This is a genomic window from Aminiphilus circumscriptus DSM 16581, assembly GCF_000526375.1.
In the GTDB taxonomy this organism is placed as follows: Bacteria; Synergistota; Synergistia; order Synergistales; family Aminiphilaceae; genus Aminiphilus; species Aminiphilus circumscriptus.
Genome location: NZ_JAFY01000007.1, coordinates 161417 through 179343, shown reverse-complemented (window position 1 = coordinate 179343; position 17927 = coordinate 161417). Strand labels below are relative to the sequence as shown.

Annotated in this window: 16 protein-coding genes; all 16 read right to left on the bottom strand. The window is 62.5% G+C overall.

The window, feature by feature from the left end; all coding sequences use genetic code 11:
* Positions 1–107: 107 nt before the first annotated feature.
* The 16 genes from K349_RS0111525 to K349_RS0111450 all read right to left on the bottom strand — a co-directional run bounded on the left by K349_RS0111525 (position 108) and on the right by K349_RS0111450 (position 17920).
* Positions 108–1454 (bottom strand): 3-deoxy-D-manno-octulosonic acid transferase, encoded by a 1347-nt coding sequence (locus K349_RS0111525; RefSeq protein ID WP_029165932.1) that lies wholly within the window; start codon positions 1452–1454, stop codon positions 108–110.
* The gene (locus K349_RS0111520) at positions 1447–2490 is read right to left on the bottom strand and encodes a KpsF/GutQ family sugar-phosphate isomerase (protein WP_245588047.1); all 1044 of its coding nucleotides are present in this window, start codon (positions 2488–2490) and stop codon (positions 1447–1449) included. The genes K349_RS0111525 and K349_RS0111520 overlap by 8 nt, the downstream gene beginning before the upstream one ends.
* Positions 2487–3356, bottom strand: coding sequence for a 3-deoxy-8-phosphooctulonate synthase (gene kdsA, locus K349_RS0111515; protein WP_029165930.1), 870 nt, complete (start codon positions 3354–3356; stop codon positions 2487–2489). The genes K349_RS0111520 and kdsA overlap by 4 nt, the downstream gene beginning before the upstream one ends.
* 20 nt (positions 3357–3376) lie before the next feature.
* Complete coding sequence (kdsB, locus tag K349_RS0111510) at positions 3377–4183, bottom strand: 3-deoxy-manno-octulosonate cytidylyltransferase (RefSeq protein WP_029165929.1); 807 nt, start codon at positions 4181–4183, stop codon at positions 3377–3379.
* Entirely contained in the window at positions 4180–6549 is a 2370-nt protein-coding gene (gene lpxK / locus K349_RS0111505) for a tetraacyldisaccharide 4'-kinase (RefSeq protein ID WP_029165928.1), read from the bottom strand. The genes kdsB and lpxK overlap by 4 nt, the downstream gene beginning before the upstream one ends.
* Positions 6533–8287, bottom strand: coding sequence for an ABC transporter ATP-binding protein (locus K349_RS0111500; protein WP_029165927.1), 1755 nt, complete (start codon positions 8285–8287; stop codon positions 6533–6535). Before K349_RS0111500 ends, lpxK begins: the two co-directional genes overlap by 17 nt.
* Before the next feature lie 140 nt (positions 8288–8427).
* On the bottom strand, positions 8428–9621 hold the full coding sequence (locus K349_RS0111495; protein WP_029165926.1) for a glycosyltransferase family protein: 1194 nt from the start codon (positions 9619–9621) through the stop codon (positions 8428–8430).
* A complete protein-coding gene (locus tag K349_RS0111490; RefSeq protein WP_029165925.1) occupies positions 9594–10796 on the bottom strand; it encodes a lipid-A-disaccharide synthase in 1203 nt (400 codons plus the stop codon). The genes K349_RS0111495 and K349_RS0111490 overlap by 28 nt, the downstream gene beginning before the upstream one ends.
* Positions 10781–11623 carry an LpxI family protein gene (locus K349_RS0111485; RefSeq protein ID WP_029165924.1) on the bottom strand — a complete coding sequence of 281 codons (843 nt, stop codon included), beginning with the start codon at positions 11621–11623 and terminating at the stop codon, positions 10781–10783. The genes K349_RS0111490 and K349_RS0111485 overlap by 16 nt, the downstream gene beginning before the upstream one ends.
* A gap of 14 nt (positions 11624–11637) precedes the next feature.
* Positions 11638–12750, bottom strand: coding sequence for an LptF/LptG family permease (locus K349_RS0111480; RefSeq protein ID WP_029165923.1), 1113 nt, complete (start codon positions 12748–12750; stop codon positions 11638–11640).
* Positions 12747–13283 carry a KdsC family phosphatase gene (locus K349_RS0111475; protein ID WP_029165922.1) on the bottom strand — a complete coding sequence of 179 codons (537 nt, stop codon included), beginning with the start codon at positions 13281–13283 and terminating at the stop codon, positions 12747–12749. Before K349_RS0111475 ends, K349_RS0111480 begins: the two co-directional genes overlap by 4 nt.
* The gene (gene lpxA, locus K349_RS0111470) at positions 13276–14103 is read right to left on the bottom strand and encodes an acyl-ACP--UDP-N-acetylglucosamine O-acyltransferase (protein WP_029165921.1); all 828 of its coding nucleotides are present in this window, start codon (positions 14101–14103) and stop codon (positions 13276–13278) included. The genes K349_RS0111475 and lpxA overlap by 8 nt, the downstream gene beginning before the upstream one ends.
* The gene (gene fabZ / locus K349_RS0111465; protein ID WP_029165920.1) at positions 14100–14549 is read right to left on the bottom strand and encodes a 3-hydroxyacyl-ACP dehydratase FabZ; all 450 of its coding nucleotides are present in this window, start codon (positions 14547–14549) and stop codon (positions 14100–14102) included. Before fabZ ends, lpxA begins: the two co-directional genes overlap by 4 nt.
* Positions 14550–14629: 80 nt before the next feature.
* Positions 14630–15496: a UDP-3-O-acyl-N-acetylglucosamine deacetylase gene (gene lpxC, locus K349_RS0111460; protein WP_029165919.1), complete on the bottom strand. Its 867-nt coding sequence runs from the start codon at positions 15494–15496 to the stop codon at positions 14630–14632.
* Entirely contained in the window at positions 15493–16644 is a 1152-nt protein-coding gene (gene lpxD, locus K349_RS0111455; RefSeq protein ID WP_084460368.1) for a UDP-3-O-(3-hydroxymyristoyl)glucosamine N-acyltransferase, read from the bottom strand. The genes lpxC and lpxD overlap by 4 nt, the downstream gene beginning before the upstream one ends.
* The gene (locus K349_RS0111450; RefSeq protein WP_029165917.1) at positions 16625–17920 is read right to left on the bottom strand and encodes a hypothetical protein; all 1296 of its coding nucleotides are present in this window, start codon (positions 17918–17920) and stop codon (positions 16625–16627) included. The genes lpxD and K349_RS0111450 overlap by 20 nt, the downstream gene beginning before the upstream one ends.
* Between the last annotated feature and the right edge of the window lie 7 nt (positions 17921–17927).

The window sequence follows — 17927 nt, the reverse complement described above, 5'->3', positions numbered from 1 at the left end:
ACTGCACTTCCATCACCTCGTCATGAGAGGGAACACCTTCGACCACCGTGCCCCTCCTGAATCGTCCTCGTCGTTGCCACAGACGCAAAACACTTCTTCGTTCCGTTTCATTCCGACACGAGCCGCTCCGAGACAAGTTTCCACGCCCTCGACGCGGCGTGCCCTTCCTCGTCGAAAAAAGCGCGGCACAAGTCGCTCCGTCGCTTTTCCGCCCCGGGTCCACCACACCCTGTCCACGCCGCGGCGAGTTCCTCCGCGTTCCGGACCGTCTGCGCCATCCCCAGCCGCCCAAGCTTTTCCGCTGCGGCGGCAAAATCCTCCACAAAGGGGCCGTGCTGCACCGGAACGCCCCATGCGGCGGGTTCCAGCAGGTTCTGTCCTCCCCTGGGCACAAGACTCCCTCCCACGAAGGCACTTCGCCCCCAGCGGTAGACCTCGAAAAGAACACCCACGCGATCCACCACCAGTATAGTCCAGGAAGCGGAAAGGTCACATTGGGAAAGACGCTCGCTTTTCAGCGCCTCTCCTCTCTCTTCGTTTCGGGTCCTCAGAAGCGTCAGGATCGCCTCCGCTCTCTCGGGATGGCGAGGCACGAGCACGAGCCTGGCATCGGACAGAATCCTCCGCACCCGGCGAAACGCGTCGAGCACAATCTCCTCTTCGCCTTCGTGAGTACTTCCCGCGACAAAAACGGGACCTCCCGGCGGCGGCGCGGAGGGAAGGGAGAAGGGCCCTTTGTCCCGTCTCCGAAGGAGCGCTTCCACCTTGGCATCGCCCACAACATGAATCCGTTCGGGATCCACTCCCAGGAAACGCGCCTTCTCTCCGTCCTCCTCCTCCCGAAAGAGCAGCAGCGTGAACCGGTTGAGCAACATACTCCAAAACGAACGCCACCGCAAGGCCTTTCGGAAGGTGCGTTCCGAAAGACGTCCGTTCACGAGAAAGAGCGGAATCCCCCTTTCGTCGAGCTGTCCAAGCAGTTCCGGCCACACCTCCGTTTCCATGGCCACATAACCCCTCGGTCGCAGCGCGGACACAGCACGCCGGACAATGCGCGGCACATCCCAGGGATAGTAGAAGAGTGCGTCCGCCGCAGGGCCGACAAGACGTTCCGCCATGGTTCTCCCCGTGGGAGTCGTTGTGGAAAGCACGAGAGGCGCGGAAAAACCGCTCTCTCGCGCTGCCGCGATGAAAGGGGACGCAGCCTGCACCTCTCCGACGGAAACGGCATGAATCCAGAGAGGACGCTCCGTTCCCAGACGACACAGCGGTTCGGGGAGAAAGCCCCGGCGCTCCGCAAGCCCCTCGCGGTACCGCCGCGCAAGATAGGGAAATCCCGCCGCATACGCCAGGGAAAGACATCCTCGGTACGCAGCGAGCAACGCCCGATTTTTCCATTCTCCTCCCGTCGCGGCAATCCGCTCCTCCCGACGCGCCATGTCCGTTTCAGGCAATGCCCGCCTTGAGCAGGTCGTGAAGGTGCACCACGCCCACGGGACACTCCTCGGAGACGACCACGAGAACGGAGACCTCGCTCCGCTCCATGAGCAACACTGCTTCGGCGGCGAGTTTCTGGGGAGAGATCGTCCGGGGCGATTTCGTCATGACCGCGCCGATGGGAAGCTCCATCGCCTGAAGCCCCCGCCGCTCCACAAGCCGGCGGAGATCTCCGTCGGTGAAGATGCCCGAAAGGGTTTTCCGGGAGGAAACCACGCAGGTAGCACCATAGCCTTTGCTCGTGATCTCGAAAAGGGCCTCCCGAACGGGCGTGTCCTCGGACACGACGGGCAGTTTGTCGCCTCCCGCCATGACATCGCACACCCGGAGCAGAAGCCGCTTTCCCAAGCTTCCGCCGGGATGAAAGAGGGCGAAATCCTCCTGTCTGAGACCACGCAGTTCCGTCACCATGCCCGCAAGGGCATCCCCCAGGGCCAGCTGGAGCGTCGTGCTGCTCGTGGGAGCCAGTCCAAGGGGGTCCGCCTCGCGGAGAACCCCCGAATCGATCCGGATGTCCGCACCCTCTCCCAATCTGGACGAGGCGACTCCGGTCATGGCGATCACGGGAGCGCCGAGGCGCCGGAAATAGGGGAGCAGTTCGAGCACTTCCCGGGTTTCGCCGCTGTTGCTCAAGAAAAGCCCCACGTCGTCCCGGCAGACCATGCCGAGATCCCCGTGGGCTCCCTCGGCGGCATGGAGAAAGAGAGCGGGCGTTCCTAGAGAGGCAAAGGTGGAGGCGATCTTTCGTCCCACCAGTCCCGATTTGCCCAGTCCCGTCACGACGAGCCGCCCCGTGCAGGCATGAATGAGGCGGGCCGCACGGACAAGTTCTTCACTCACGCGCTCGCTCGCACGCAGCAGCTCCTCCGCCTCGCGGCGCAGCACGCCACGCCCCACGGCGAGAAGCTCCTCTCCGGAGAGGTCCGGACCACGCCGTTCCCTCGGCAACGTGCACGCCTCCTCCTGCACCCTGGTCTCCGCTTCCCGCATCATTCACGCCCCCCGAAGGGCGTTCCCGCAGACGGAAGTCCCACGAAACCGAGCTGCCGGCTCGTGTCGAACACCGCCTTGACCTGTCGGAGAAGCGCCTCTAGGTCCGCCAGGGCGATCATGTTGGGACCGTCGCTCAGTGCTTTGTCCGGGTCGGGGTGCGTCTCCAGAAAGAGGGCATCGATTCCTACCGCCGCCGCCGCCCGGGCAAGGGGAAGCACGAAACGCCGGTCGCCGCCGCTGGAGGTACCCTGTCCTCCCGGCATCTGCACGCTGTGGGTCGCATCGAAGACGAGAGGATAGCCGAGGGTTCGCATCACCGCAAGCGAGCGCATGTCCACCACGAGATTGCGATAGCCGAAGGTGGTTCCCCGTTCGCAGAGAAGCAGGTTTTCGTTGCCCGTTTCGGCGCACTTGCCCACCACGGCGGCCATGTCCTCCGGGGCGAGAAACTGGGCTTTCTTGATGTTCACGGGTTTTCCCGTCCTCGCGGCGGCCATCACGAGATCGGTCTGTCTGCAGAGAAAGGCGGGGATCTGGAGCAGATCCACCGTTTCCGCGGCGATTGCTGCGTGCCAAGGCTCGTGGATGTCCGTCAACACGGGAACACCCGCCATCTCCCGGATTTTGCCGAGCATGGCAAGCCCCTCCTCGATGCCGGGGCCACGAAATCCTGCGCCAGACGTCCGGTTCGCCTTGTCGAAGGAGGCCTTGAAGATATAGCCCAGGTCAAGACGAGCACAGATGTCCCGGACCGTCTCCGCCACGGAAAGGGCGAGATTGTAACTCTCGAGGACGCAGGGACCTGCGAGGATCGCGAGCTTCCCCGAACCGATCTCGACGGAACCGACGCGTACTGTACGTACCATGTGTTTCCGCTCCTCTCCGTCTAGTTCGAACATCCGCCGCATGCGTAGCCGGAGGAGCCATCGCTCTTTCCCTTGTTCCACGGGGTTTCCCACGGGACGTCACCGAAACGGTCGAACCAGGTCTCGCAGGCCGCCACGTCCTCGGGGGTGTCGATCTCCACGGTATCCCTGGGAGCGGCGACGGCGCGAATCTTGTGCCCGCGCTCGAGCATGCGGAGCATTTCCAGACTCTCCGTCCTCTCCAGGGGAGTGGGTTCCCATCCGGCGAAGGCCAGCAGGAAATCCCTGCGGTAGGCGTAGGGACCGATATGCTTGAACCAGCGCCCTCCCTCGTTTCTCGGATAGGGAATGGGAGAACGGCTGAAATAGAGGGGACGCCCCTGAAGGTCGAGCACCACCTTCACCACGCCCGGATCGTTCACCTCTTTTCGGTCCTCGATGGCTCGAACCAACAAGGCCACATCGCAGGAAGGGTCCTCCGAGAGAATGTCCACGAGAGGATCCACCATATCCGGGCCCACGAGGGGATCATCCACCTGGACGTTCACCACCAGATCGAAGGAGGGTTCCCGCTCCGCCACGTAGGCCACCCGGTCACCGCCGCTGGGCAGGTCCGGGGGGGTAAAGACAGCCTCGCCCCCGGCGTCACGGACCACCTTGGCGACACGGTCGTCGTCCACGGCGACGACGACCCGATCCACCCGACGACAGGAGGCGAGCCCCCGAAAAACACGCACGACGAGAGGAATTCCTCCCACCACGACGAGAGGTTTGCCCGGAAGACGAGTACTCGCGTACCGGGCGGGAATGACAGCCAGTGTCTTCACTTCAGTTCCTCCTTCGCGAGAAACGCGCACAGCTCTTTGTAGACATCGTGTCGGAGAGCCCAGCCGAGACACTCCGCCGCATAGGTCTCCACATCGCCAAGTGCTCCGGGGCGCCCCATGGCCCGTCTTCCCGCGTCACTCATGGCGGCATGAAGCGTTGCGTCCTCGAGGATGCGCTCCGCCGCCTCCGAAAGATCCTCCGGTGAGGGGGGGACAAGAACTTCCGCGTCCCGAAGCAGTTTCTTCTGAACGAGCTTCCCCTTCTCCAGAATGGAGACGACGGGGACGCCGAGCCCCGCGCAGATCTGGTTCGCCGTGCCGCCGAGACCGATGACGAGACGGGCTCCGGAGGCAACCTTCGCCACGGACTCGTCGGAAAGCTCCACCGAAAGCCTACCCCAGGACTTTTCCTTCTCCAAGACGAGGACGTTTCTTCCGCGCCGGAAAATTCTCCGTTCGGCCCATCCCCGCCGCGTCGCCTCGGCAACCAGACGGGGAGATTCCAGTGTGGGCGCCACGACGAGAAGAAACCGGGGCACGGCGGTGTCTCTTTTTGCAACACAGCGCTCTCCGAGACATTCCGCCGTGGCCAGGAGCAACGCCACGTCCTCGTAGGCCCGAAGACGACTCCCGGGAAGTAGAAGAATCCATTGCGACGCCCCTTCCAGGAGATGGGGTTTCGCCGCGGAGACCCCGTCATCCTTCGCCTTTGGGAAAAAGCGCGTCCCGTTCTGTTCTCCGAGGATGTTCTCCTCGACGAGATCCATGATGGGATTTCCGCCGTAGGTGGCGGCGACGCGGGAGCGGAGGAGCTGCTCCAGTGTCGCCTCGTCTCTGGTCCAGACTCTCCGGGCGCGATAACGGAGAAGGAATCTCTCGATTCTCCAGTGCCCCCCGAGATGAACGCTCTTGGCCGTGGCGAGGAGGAGAGGAACCTGTCCCTGCCCGGCAAGAACCTGCAGAAGAAGATAGACATCGCCGACGCAGAGAACGGAGCGGATACGTCCCCGCAGATGTCCCCATCTCCGAAGTTGTCTTCCAATATGGGTGAGGAGACCCCCGCGGAGGTCCCTCGCGAACTCCCTCCAGCTGTACTTGACAATGCCGCCGCTCGGCGTCTCCACCGGAGGCGAACACACGGGAATGTCCTGTTTCAGGTACGCGGCGCCGTGTCCCACAAGGGCGAAAGCGGACACCGCCGCTCCGGGGAAACGTTCCCGAAGCCGTGCGGCCAGCAATGCCCCAATGGCATCCTCACCGTAGCCGTTGGAGGCGACGATGATTTTGGGGCGAAGAATCTCCTTCAATGCCTGCCAGAAGCGGAGGGGATTCTCGATCACGGTCCCCACCCGGGGATACCAGAGCGGCAGAGATGGAACGTACCCTGCGGGAAGATTGTACGTGTCCTTCTCGGTACAGATGAGAATCTCCGCGCCACGCTCACCCGTCCTCGCCTCCACCGCCGCCAGATCCTCCGCCGTGTAATGGTGATGATCCCGAAACGAGCACGTCCCTACAAGTTTTATCCCGAGTTCTTCGAGAACGTGGATGAAGCTTCTGGGGCTGCCTATGGCGGAAAAGGCAAAGGCGCGTCGTCGGCACGGAGGCTCGGAGGAACGCCGCCACTCTCCCTCGTCGAAGCGAAACCATTCCTTAAGGACGATGCTGGACCGAAAGAGCCGTTTCCGCGGAACAACCTTTTCCAGCCCCTCTTCGAGGGGTTCCAGAATTTCTTGCGAAATCTGATCCGCCTTGGTGATGACCACGAGGGAGGCCCGCTCCAGAGCCTGCAGATGTTCCCGAAGGATCCCCGCAGGAAAATGCCTTCCGTTGCCGAAGGGACAGGTGGCATCGATGAGGACGATGTCCGCATCCCTTCCCATGCGCCGGTGCTGAAAAGCGTCATCCGCGACGACGATGCGGCATCCCCGCTCGCGAAGGGCGGTCACACCCCGAATCTTATCGGTGGCCACCGCCACCGGAACGGTGGGGAGCATTTTCGAGAGGAGCAGCGGTTCGTCCCCCACCTCACTCCGCTCCCCCTTCCCGCCCTGAACCAGCACGACACCCCGGGCGGATCCGCCGTATCCCCGGCTCACGATGCCCGGCGCGAGTTCCGCCGCGAGGAGTGTTTCCGTGATGGCCGCCACGAAGGGCGTTTTGTTCGTTCCGCCCAGGGTGAGATTTCCCACGCTGATCACCGGGAGTGGCATCTCCCATTGGGCGAAGAGGCCGTGGTCGTAGCAGAAGTTACGGCACCACGTTCCCATGGAGGCAATGCCTCCGAGGGGGGCGAGGAGAGTCCACAATCCTCCTGGACGCTCACCTCTGGCGAAGGTGAGAAAGCTCTCAAGAAGCCGACCCATTGCCTCCTCCGAACTGAAGCGCAAAGAGCTTCGCGTAGGCCCCGTCCCGCCGCAGCAGCGTCTCGTGAGAACCTTCCTCCACGATGCGTCCGTCCACGAGGACGAGGATCCTGTCGGCGCGCACCACCGTGGAAAGGCGGTGCGCGATGACCAGGGACGTACGCCCTTTCATCGCCCCGGAGAGCGCTTCCTGAATGAGATGTTCCACCTCCGAGTCCAGAGAGGAGGTGGCCTCGTCCAGAATGAGGATGCGCGGGTCCCGAACGACGGCCCGGGCGATGGCGATGCGCTGGCGCTGTCCTCCGCTGAGAAGGACCCCCCGTTCGCCCACCTCCGTGTCGTATCCCTGCGGAAGGGAGACGATGAACTCGTGGATGCCCGCGATGCGGGCGGCGGCGCAGAGACGCTCTGAATCCGCCTCGGGACAGCCGTAGCCGATGTTGAAGGCGATGCTTCCCTTCAGCAACACCGGATCCTGGGGGACGATGCCGATCTGTCTCCGCAGGGACGGAAGATGCAGTCGTCGCACGTCCTCGCCGTCCACAAGCACGCGCCCCCTTTGGGGATCGTAGAAACGGGGGATCAGATCCGACAGGGTTGTCTTGCCGCCCCCGGTCGGTCCCACCAGGGCGATCATCTCCCCGGGGTTCACATGGAAATCGATGCCCCGTAGAATCCACTGCCCCGACTCGTAGGCGAAATGGACGTTCTCGAAGCGCACCTCGCCCCGGAGACGCTCCGGAACGATCGCTCCCGGCGGAGAGGCGATCTCCGCCGGCTTGTCCAGAATCTCGAAGATGCGCTCCGTCGCGGCGAGAGCCTGCTGAATGCGACTCACCAACCGGGTGAGAATGCGGATGGGCTGCACCATGAATCCGAGATAACCGAGAAAAGCGATGAGTTCTCCCGGGGTGAGTTCGCCGGAGATGACATCCCGCCCTCCAAGCCAGAGGATGAACGCCAGGGCCGTCACGAGCACGACCTCCACGGCACCGTCGAGTACGGCAAAGACCTGGGTTCCCCGCATGAGAGCGCTGAAATTCGCCTGATTCTGCAGGCGGAACCGTCGCAGCTCCTCCTCCTCGGTAACGAAGGAATGGACGATGCGCAGGCTGGAGAGCGCTTCCTGGGCGATGGCAGCCACCCGGGCAAGCTGCTCCTGCACCTCGTGCCCCACTTTGCGCAGATATTTCGATGTCCGTTCGATCACAAGGGCCGCCACGGGAAGAATCGCGAAGGCCACCAGGGTCAATCGCCAGTTGATATAGAGGAGAAAACCGAGCATACCCAGAAAGGTGACCCCCTGGACAACGAGATCCACCACCACGGAGGTGACCATGTCCTGGAGCACATTCACGTCGTTGGTGATGCGTGAGAGCAGCTCTCCCACTCGTTTTCCGTGAATGTAGGAGAGGGACATGCGCTGAATGTGGTCGTAGAGGAGCACTCGAATATCCAGAATGACCCGCTGCCCCACCCAGGTCATGAGATAACGCTGTCCATAGGCAAACACGGCCTTCCCGAAATAGAGCAGAACGATACCCACGCTGAGGAGATTGAGCGTCCCCGTGTGGCGCCCGATGAGCACGTCGTCCACCACATTCTTGAGAAGCCAGGGCGGCACCACGCCGAAGAGAGAGGCAAGAACCATGCACGCCACGGCGGCGCCGATACGCCGTCCATAGGGCCTTGCATAGGCGAGAAGTCGAAGGTAGAGCGACCTGGTGGTGTTCTTCATGAAATCTCCTTTATTTTTACACTTCTTTAATTTTTACGAAAATCGTCCGGAGGCCGCGTACGGGCATATCGAAACATCACTCCGGGAGAAGCCCCAAAAGGTATCTTTTCAGACCCGCTTGCTCCAAGAGGCCATTCCAGTCATCGCGGAAGATCCGCCGTTCTTTCCCGCAATGCCCCCCGGGAAAGAAGCTCTTCCGTCAGATCGACCAGGCGCACGGCGGCACCGTGTTCCCCCGGGACATCACAGCGCCCTTCCAGGGCGCGCAGTTCCTCTCTGATCGCCCCGAGGCGCGCCCGGTCCTCCAGGAGTGACGCCGCGACCTCTCCAAGACGTTCCGGCGTCACCGCTCCGACGAACTCCGGAAGGATCTCTCTGCCGGCGAGACGGTTCGGCCAGGAGAGACGAGGCAAGGCTGTCGCCAGTCGCGAAAGAGCGTGTCTCCGGAGCATCTTCCCCACGAGAGGCATACGTCCGAGCAATCCCGCAACCCCCGCGAGAGGAACTACGGAGAAAAACTCCTCCGGAACGACCACAAGCGCCGGCGTTCCTGTATGGAGGAGCTCCATTGTGTTGGTCCCCGGCTGTGTAAGGGCGAGATGCGCCCCAGGAAGCACAGCCCCTGCGCCTTCGGCGACGGGAGAGAGTCCTTCGTTCTCCCAAGCCGTGAATTCCTCCGCCTCCGCGAAAGGCGAGAGGAGCGTCACCACATCCAGCGGCCCGGCACGTCTTTCCAGATGTTCCACGGTTCTTCGGAGAAACGCCCTGGCGGCGTTCCGAATGGCGGGACGACTCCCCGGAAAAAGGACGATCCGGAAGGCACCCTTCCTCCTCCAGGGAGAAACGTTCCCCTGCTTCTCATCCAGCCGAAGTGCATCCTTCACAAGATCTCCCACGAGATGCGGAGAAATTCCCGCCCGATGGAACGCCGGCAGCATCTCCGCAAAGGCCGTGGAGACCAGCGCACGATCTCGCATGCCCTTCTTGGGGGCATAGGAGTACGTCACCAGAGGAACGCGAAAGCGCTTCGCCAGTGAACGCCCCATCCAGAGATCTCCTCCCATCTGGTACAGAACCTCCGGAGGAGGGACTCCCTCGGAGACGGCGGTGCGCTCTTCTCTGGCGAGCAGCGTGGCAAGGGCTCCTCCGGGGCCGACGACATGGAGACCGGAAAAGCTCCCCAGCGCGGCGCGCTCCCTTCCCGAGGAGAACTGGCAGGGAAGCAGGCGAACCGCCACGTGCACCTTCCGTCGCTGCAGCTCGACGAGGAGCGGTCTCGCCCATCCCCAGAGTTCTCCCGGGCCGTTTACGAGGAGAAGCGCGCTGCGGAACATGCGCGGCGATCCTCCAGCATCGTCCTGGCCCAGAAGCGTGCCACACCGGGAGATCCCAGGGCGGCACGGCCCCGCTCCAGCAGCGAATTCACGGTCCTCCGCACGTCCGCCCTGGAGTTCCACTGATCGAGCACCTCGAGAATTCTTTTGGAGCGTACTTCGTCCTGAAGCAATTCGGGATAGACCGCCCTTCCGCAGAGGAGATTCGGCACGGCCACAAAGGGAGTACGGACGCACGTACGGTACACCAGGTTCGAAATCCAGGACCCCCTGTAGAGGACCACCATGAAACGCCGCTGCAGTAACGCCTCCACCGCAACAGTCCCACAGGCGCCCACCGCCGCGTCCGCCTCGGCCAACAACGCCCGGGCGCTTTCCCGGGAAGGATCTCCGGGCACGGCGGACGAGTCGGACGCGAGCCGGAACACCGCGGGCTCTCCCTCCCGGGAAAGCGTGCCGGACAAGCCGATGTTCCGGCAGGCGTCGGCGAGACGACGGCGAACCACTCCCGAAAGAGCCGGTGCCACGGAGACGAGGGGTTCCGCACCCTTTATCCGAAGTCCTTCCGCCACCTGGAGCAGCACGGGGAGAAGACGTTCCACCTCGCTCTTTCTGCTCCCCGGAAGCAGCACCACCTTTCGCAGAGGCGCGGAGGCCCGCCGGGAGGTCCACTTTTCGTCGAGGAGGGGATGGCCGAGAAAGGAACTGCGCACACCCTGGGCGTTCAGAAAAGCGTTCTCGAAGGCGAAGAGGGGAAAACAGCGGTGCACGTAGCGCCGGAGCAGTCCCGTCCGACCCCGTCGCCACGCCCAGACCGTCGGGGGCGCAATGTAGTGAACGTGTCCCCTGTATCCTTTTTCCGAAAGGCGCTTCGCCAGGGGAAGATGGAAATCCGGGCTGTCCACGAGAACCACCACTGCGGGGCGCTCCCGGAGAATGGTCTTGACGAGGATGTCCCTCAACCGCAACAGCCGTGGAACGGCACGAATCGCCTCGGAAATGCCCAGAACGTGCAATGCTCCGTAGTCGGCGCAGGCAACTCCTCCGGCACGGCGACTCTCGGGACCGAGCATACCCCAAAAGGGTCCCTCACATCCCTCTTCGGCAAACCCCCGGATGCAGGCCGCGGCCAGAAGGTCTCCCGAGGCTTCGCCACAACTCAGGAAAACGGACACGCCACATTCTCCGAAGGCAAGGGATCGTGACGGATTCCAATCACAGCAACTCCTTCTTCACGAGCTATCTCGACAAAGGATTCCCGTTCGAGAATGATGGTGCGCTCCGCCTCGATGGCGAGACAGCCGAGCCCCGCCCTCGCCATGGTTCGCAACGTCCGTACGCCCACTGTGGGAAGATCGTACCGCTCGTCCTGGTCGGGGCGCATCATTTTCACCACTGTTCCTCCCCGGCAGAGGCTTCCCGCACGAAGCAGCGTCGCGTCCGTCCCTTCCATGGCCTCCACGGCGACCACCGCCCCCATGGAGGTGACCAGGGTCTGCCCGAAGGAAAGGGGAACGATCCGGGCCGCCACTTTCCTGCCGTACTCCGCATCGGTCGTCTCCCGAGAAGTGGGCGCCCTTCCCGCCACATGTCCCTCGGGAGCGAGAAGATCCCTGATGAGATGCCGATAGCTGACGACGGCGATACTCTGCCGCTCCAGGTGAGCCACCACGGCGGCGAGAAGGGTGTGGTCATCCCTGACGGAGAGCGTTTCGAGAAGGGCTTTCGTCGCCCTGTCCATCATGGCGGATTTGTACATGACGGTCTTGGGCACGGCCCCGGCGAGCATGACCTGCCGGACGCCGCGCCGAAGCATGTCCTCCAGGACATCCGCAAGAGCGATCTTGCTGACGGGAACGATGTCGAGGGCATATTTCGACAGTGCTCCCACCTGTTCCCGCAGAGAATAGACCACAGGCGGGCACTCCTCTTCCGTGAGCCGCCGGGCGATCTCCACGGGAAGAAGCCCTTCTCCGGCAATCATGGCGACAACCTGATCCATGTCACACCTCTCCGTCATCGATTCGCCCGGGCGGCGAGCAGTCCTCCCAGAAAGAGGAAGAGGACATTCGGAATCCAGGCGCCAAGCGCCACGGGGAGATGCCCCGCCTGGGCGAACGCCCTGGAAAAGGACATGACCACATAAAAGGCGAAGGCCACGAGAATGCTCATCCCCACGCCGACGCTCGTACCGCTTCGGTGAGGGCGTACCCCCAGAGCGGCACCGACGATGGCGAGCACGACGCATGCCCAGGGAAAGGCAAGACGCATGTGAAAGGAAACCCAAAAAGGACGGACATCGCCTCCCTGGGCCGTGACGATGCGGAGCTGTTCCAGGATCTCCGTGAGTCCCATGTTGTCGGGATCCCTGCTGCTCCGCTCCATCTCCTCCGGAGAGAGACGGAGCGGGACGATCTGTCGCTCGAAGGTGAGAAGCAACGCCACGGAACCGCTTGGAGCGACCTCGAAGATCTTTCCGTCCTCGAGAACCCAGACACCATCCTGCCAAAATCCCTTTTCGGCAGAGAGAATCCGCTCGAGTCGTCCCTTGCCGAACTCCTGGACGAGAACCTGTTCCATCGTCCCGGCCCGAGGTTTCAGCTTCGTGATGTACACCACACGCTTCAATTCCCCCGCTTCCTCCTCCCGGAGAAAGATCCGCTCCTTGACGAGCGAGGGACGCTGCTGCAGCACCTCGAAGCGCATGAGATGCTCTCCCGCGAGGTTGCTCAACGGCACCAGTGTCTCGTTGAAAAGCTGCGTTCCCAGCGCCACCAGAACGGCGGCGAAGGATACCGGTCGGAGGATGCGCTGGAAGGAGACCCCCGCCGCCTTCAGGGCCACGAGTTCGCTCGATGCGGAGAGCCGCCCGAAGGTAAGCAGCGTGGCCAGGAGGGACGCAAGCGGAATGACCACCACCACCACCGAGGGAAGCCTGTAGAGAAACAGCCGCACCACCACCCACAGAGAGACACCCCTCTCGATGATGAGGTCCGCGATTTCGAAGAGCACACCCCCGGCGACAAAGAGAACGGTAAAGATGAGGATGCCGAAAACGAAGGCACTCTGCATCTCCGAAACGACATAACGATCCAGAATCCGCCGTCTTCCCCAGCGCAGGATGTTCACCGTTCCTCCGTTTCCTCCAGGGTGAAGCCGCAGCGGATTCCATCCGAGGAATCCGCTGCGGCCTTCTCCCTTGCATTCAAAAAAAGGACATGCTCCGCCGCCTCTCGCACCGCCCCGAATCCACCCGCCGCACTCGTGACAAAACGGACGTTCCGCTTGACCTCGGGACGGGCATTCGCCACGGCGATACCCAAACCGGACCAGCGAAGACAGGGGATGTCGTTCACATCGTCTCCAACGAACGCCACTTCTTCAGGCACAAGGCCCAGCTCGTCCGCGATCCGGCACAGGACGGGGAGCTTCTCCAGGACTCCGTTGACGCACCGCTCCACGCCGAGATCGGCGGCGCGCTGGGCCGTCGCGGCGGAATGGCGACCGCTGAGGAAGGCGATCTCCACACCGGCGGTCCGGAGCCGCACAATACCCATGCCGTCCTGAATGTCGAAGCGCTTCCACTCGTTGCCGCACCCGTCCATCCAGACCCCGCCGTCGGTGAGCGTTCCGTCCACGTCGAGGGCAAAGAGCCTAATCATCGAGATTTCTTTCTCCCGCGCCGGAATGGCGCCCCAAAGAGGTCCAAGACGTGAGCCCTCGCTTGGAGGCGGCGACGAAGGCGGCAAGCTCCTCCACGAAGGGATCCCCCGCGGCCTTCTCCGCCAGAAGAGCACAGGCTTTGCGGAAGGGGAGACCCGATTGATACAGCTCCTTGTACAGGGAGAGAAGATGTCCTCTCGCGGCGGCATCGAAACCGTTCCGCCGCAGCCCGACCTTGTTGAGTCCGAAGAGGCGCGCCGGACGACCGTCGGCCATGGTGAAGGGAGGAACGTCCTTGACGATCTTGGAAAGACCGCCGATCATGCAGAACCGCCCGATGTGGACGAACTGGTGCACTCCCGCCATGCCGCCGAGCACGGCACGATCCCCCACGGTGACATATCCCGCAAGCCCTACCTTGTTCGCGAGCACCACGTCGTTTCCGACCCTGGCGTTGTGCCCCACGTGAGATCCTTCCATGAGGTAGGCCCGGTCTCCCACGACGGTACAGTTGCCCTCTCCCGTGGCACGATGCACCGTCACGTTCTCGCGGAACACCACACCGGATCCGATGCGGACCCAGGTTTCCTCGCCCTTGAAACCGAAGTCCTGAGGTTCGCCGCCGAGCGCCACACGCTCCTCCAGGTGACACCCTTCGCCGATTTCCACGAAGTTCCGAATCCGGACAAACGCGTTCAGAACCGTTCCCGCACCGATGCGAACCTTACCGTCCACAATGCAGTAGGGACCCACAGACACGTTTTCCCCGAGTTCGGCCTCTGCCGATACGATCGCCGTCGGATGCACGGAGACACTCATTCGTCACCCTGCCCCTTCTGCTGGAGGCTTCTGGAAAGCACGAACCCCAACACGGCCTCGGCCACGGGAGCACCGTTCACCCTTGCGACGGTGGAGACCTTGCCGAGCCGTCCTCTCACCTTGACGATCTTCGCCTCGGTGATCAATTGATCTCCGGGACAGACGGGTCTACGGAATTTCGCCTCGTCAACGCTGGTGAGATAGGCCACGAGAGCATCCGCTCCGGGAAGGTTTCTCACGAGCATGGAGGCGACCTGTCCCATGGCTTCCAGCAAAAGGACTCCCGGCACGACGGGCTCGCCGGGGAAATGCCCCTGGAAAAAAAGCTCGTTCATGGTGAAATTCTTCAGCCCGACAACATGGTTTTCGTCGCATTCCAAAATACGGTCCACCAGCAGGAAAGGATAGCGATGGGGAAGGCGTTGCATGATCTCTCCGATATCCACGGTCTTCGACCTCCCGACAACACAAGACTGGCTCTCCTCACGCTCCCGATATCACGAGCGGAGCAAACCCTCCGTTTTCTTTATCCCCCGACGTGAGCCGTTGCGGCCAGACGGCGCAGGCGGCGTACGAATTCGAGATGCAGGGCGTGACCCGCCCGAAGGGCCACGACATGCGCATGGAGAGGCATTCCAAGCAAAAGAAGATCTCCCAAAAGATCGACGACCTTGTGGCGCACGTATTCGTCGGGAAAACGCAATCCCTCGGGATTGAGGAGCCCCTCATCCCCCACCACCACAGCGTTCTCCAGGGATCCTCCTTTGGCGAGTCCCCGGGAGCGCAGTCCCTCCACCTCCGACAGGAGCGCGAAGGTCCTCGCCCCGGCCACTTCCGCAAGAAACGATTCGGCGTCGCCGAGCGTGAAGGAAAAGGTACTGGTTCCCACGAGAGGATGAGCATAGTCGAGCACATAGGTAATCCTCGCCGTTGCCGCGGGAGATGCCGCGATGAGGCGATCCCCCTTCGACTCCGTCACGACGATGGGTGCGAAAAGACGCAAGCAGGCTCTTTCGGAACTGCCGAAACCCGCCGGAGACATCTCTCGCGCCTCGTAAAGCATCTCGGCGAAAGGAAGGGCGCTTCCGTCGAGAACGGGGATCTCCCCACCATCCACGTCCATGTCGATGTCTCCGATGCCGAGACCGGCCACCGCCGCAAAAAGATGTTCCACCGTGCACACCTGAAAGGGCGGTTCACCAGGAAAAACGACGCGGCTTCCCCGACCGTCACCGCTGGGGATTCCCTGTTCCAGAGGGAAAAAACGCCCTCCGGAACCAATGCGAAGCCCCTTCCCTCCGTTCGGCACGATCCGAACCCGAACGGATTCTCCGGAATGGAGCCCCGTTCCGGAAAATTCCACGGCATGGCGCAGAGATCCTCCGAAACTCACGAGACATCGCCTCCGGACTTCTCCGTGCCCTTGGAATCCGAGAACGAGACCCCGGCCCAACCTTCCCGGGCGGACAGGGCCTGTATCTGTTCCGATGTGGCCTTGACTTCCCTCTCCAGGGCACGCAGGCGTTCCATCATTTCAGGAAGATGTCTCAGAACACTTTGCGTTCGCAGTTCACTTTTATGTTCCCAGGCGGGAAATCCCGAGACGAGCGCTCCTGCGGCAACATCCTTGGTCGCTCCTGCATTGGCTGCGAGGATGGCTTTCTCTCCCACTCGAACGTGTTCTGCCACGCCGCTTCGGGCGGCCAGAATCACTCCATCGCCAAGAACCGCGCTTCCAGCAACTCCTGTGAAGGCCACGAGAATGCAATTTTTCCCCACCGAGACATTGTGCCCCACATGGACGTGATCGTCCATTTTAGTTCCAGATCCAACGACGGTGTTTCCAAGAGTACCCCGATCCACGGTGGAACAGGCCCCGATCTCCACGTCGTCGCCAATTTCCACAGAACCCACCTGGGGAATTTTAATCTGCTCCCCCTGCTCGTTCTGGATGAAACCGAAACCGTCCGCTCCCAGAACGACCCCCGAATGGAGCCTGCAGTTCTTTCCGACGCGAACTTCGCGACAGATCGAAACAAGAGGGGCGACTCGCGTGCCATCGCCGATCACCGCACTCTCCCCCACGTAATCCTGTGCCTCGAGCACGACATGTTCCCCGATACGTGCTCCGGACTCCACCACGCAACAGGGACCGACGAAAGCCGTGGGAGCGACGCTTGCCGCAGAGTGCACCACCGCTGTGGGATGCACGCCGGGATGCCGATGTACGACTGGGAAAAAGCAGGGAACTAGGGTAATCATGGCCCGACGGGGATCCGTCACCTCGATGCCGCTCCGCGTCGTGCCCGAAGAGGAAAGCCATCCCTTGGAAACAAGAACGGGCGTGTCCTCGGGGAGCCCTTCGAGAAACTCCCGACGCCACACCACGGCAAGATGCCCCTCCCGAGGTTCCTGGGGAGTGCAGAGCCCACGAACGGAAAGCATGCCATTCCCCCATACAGTCCCATCAACGCGTTCCGCCAATTCCCCAAGCGTGTACGCGGCGCACCGCGCTGGAGGGCTACAGGTTTCCCACTGCACGAAGGCTCACCTCGTCTTTGTCGCGTTCGTCGTAATGAAGCTCAAGGGAGAGATGTTCCGTGAGCCGCCACCCCAATCCACCGTTGTTTCCATAGTCCTCGCTCCATCGCCACCAGAGGTAGGGACGACCCGGCTTCGCTCCGTCCACCCAGAGCCGCCACCACAAGGTCTCTCCGGGGTAAGCCATCTCAGCCCCAAGCCACGCCTCGCCCCAGGGAGACCAGCGGATTCCCCAACGGCTTTCCACCGCAAAATCGTTCAGCGCGGCGACCCACTCTCCATACAGCTCGACTTCCCAACCGGACCAGGGCTGCGCCTTTCTTCCGAGATGGAGACCGATCTCACCGTAACGGTCGTCTGTTCCCGCATATGCCGCCGCCCAGGCGGAAATGGTGTATTTTCGGCTCTCAACGCGAACGTCGAGAGGCGCGAGCGTTTCGGGAACAAAGGTCACCTCCACTCTCGCCCGGGAATTCCGCACGGTATTTCTTTCGGAGAGAACGCGTCCGGCCCATGCCTCCACCTCTTCGCGATGGCGCTTTACCCACGGAACGGGCAGGCCCGCAAGGGGTGAAAGATCCGCCAATAACCCCTCGTGGAGATCTTTCCGCAACATGAGCGGCAACGTCGTCGAACGAAGCCGTGGAACGAGCGCGAGCACTAACGGAGGACGAGGAACGAGCTGGATCTGAAGCTGTGCACCGCGCTCACGCAGGCGGACGAGAGGAACGGCGTCCCATCCCGGCAACGCCTCCCGGGCAAGGTCCCGGACAAATTCCCGAAAGGCCTCGTCCCCCCAGGAAAGCGCCTCAAGAGGAATCCCTTCCAAAGCGCTTTCAATGGCTGGAACAAAAGCGGCCGTGTCCTTCTCGAGCCATTCCGCGGGAGGTGGCGGAAGATTTCCGTAGGTGAGAACCACGCTCCAGGGGAAAGGGGCCCCCGCCGCCCGAAATACGAACCGAGCCTCGTCTCCACGAACACTGACGCTCTGGACGATGTACCCCTGCAACAGACGGGAGGCGACAAGGGAGAGGACTCTCTCCTTCTCCTCCCCGTCTACCTGACGAGGGGCCACTTCGTCCCACACTGCCGAAAGACTCCGGAGGGCAACCCGTTCCAGCCATTCCGGAAATCCCTCCACGATCACATCGCAGAAGGCGGGCTTTCCGGACAAGGCGAACAACAGAAGGGCCGCGAGCCCAATCGCAGCCGCAGCCCTTCTGTTGTTCGCCGCGAAGGAATCGTTCGAGGCTCCCGAGAAAGAAACGACGCTCATCGGCACC

Excerpts from the sequence above, each read along its gene's own strand:
- K349_RS0111520 (WP_245588047.1), bottom strand. The coding sequence starts at position 2,490 with ATGATGCGGGAAGCGGAGACCAGGGTGCAGGAGGAGGCGTGCACGTTG.
- lpxK (WP_029165928.1), bottom strand. The coding sequence starts at position 6,549 with ATGGGTCGGCTTCTTGAGAGCTTTCTCACCTTCGCCAGAGGTGAGCGT.
- K349_RS0111450 (WP_029165917.1), bottom strand. The coding sequence starts at position 17,920 with ATGAGCGTCGTTTCTTTCTCGGGAGCCTCGAACGATTCCTTCGCGGCG.
- kdsA (WP_029165930.1), bottom strand. The coding sequence starts at position 3,356 with ATGGTACGTACAGTACGCGTCGGTTCCGTCGAGATCGGTTCGGGGAAG.
- K349_RS0111485 (WP_029165924.1), bottom strand. The coding sequence starts at position 11,623 with ATGGATCAGGTTGTCGCCATGATTGCCGGAGAAGGGCTTCTTCCCGTG.
- lpxA (WP_029165921.1), bottom strand. The coding sequence starts at position 14,103 with ATGAGTGTCTCCGTGCATCCGACGGCGATCGTATCGGCAGAGGCCGAA.
- K349_RS0111475 (WP_029165922.1), bottom strand. The coding sequence starts at position 13,283 with ATGATTAGGCTCTTTGCCCTCGACGTGGACGGAACGCTCACCGACGGC.
- K349_RS0111495 (WP_029165926.1), bottom strand. The coding sequence starts at position 9,621 with ATGTTCCGCAGCGCGCTTCTCCTCGTAAACGGCCCGGGAGAACTCTGG.
- K349_RS0111500 (WP_029165927.1), bottom strand. The coding sequence starts at position 8,287 with ATGAAGAACACCACCAGGTCGCTCTACCTTCGACTTCTCGCCTATGCA.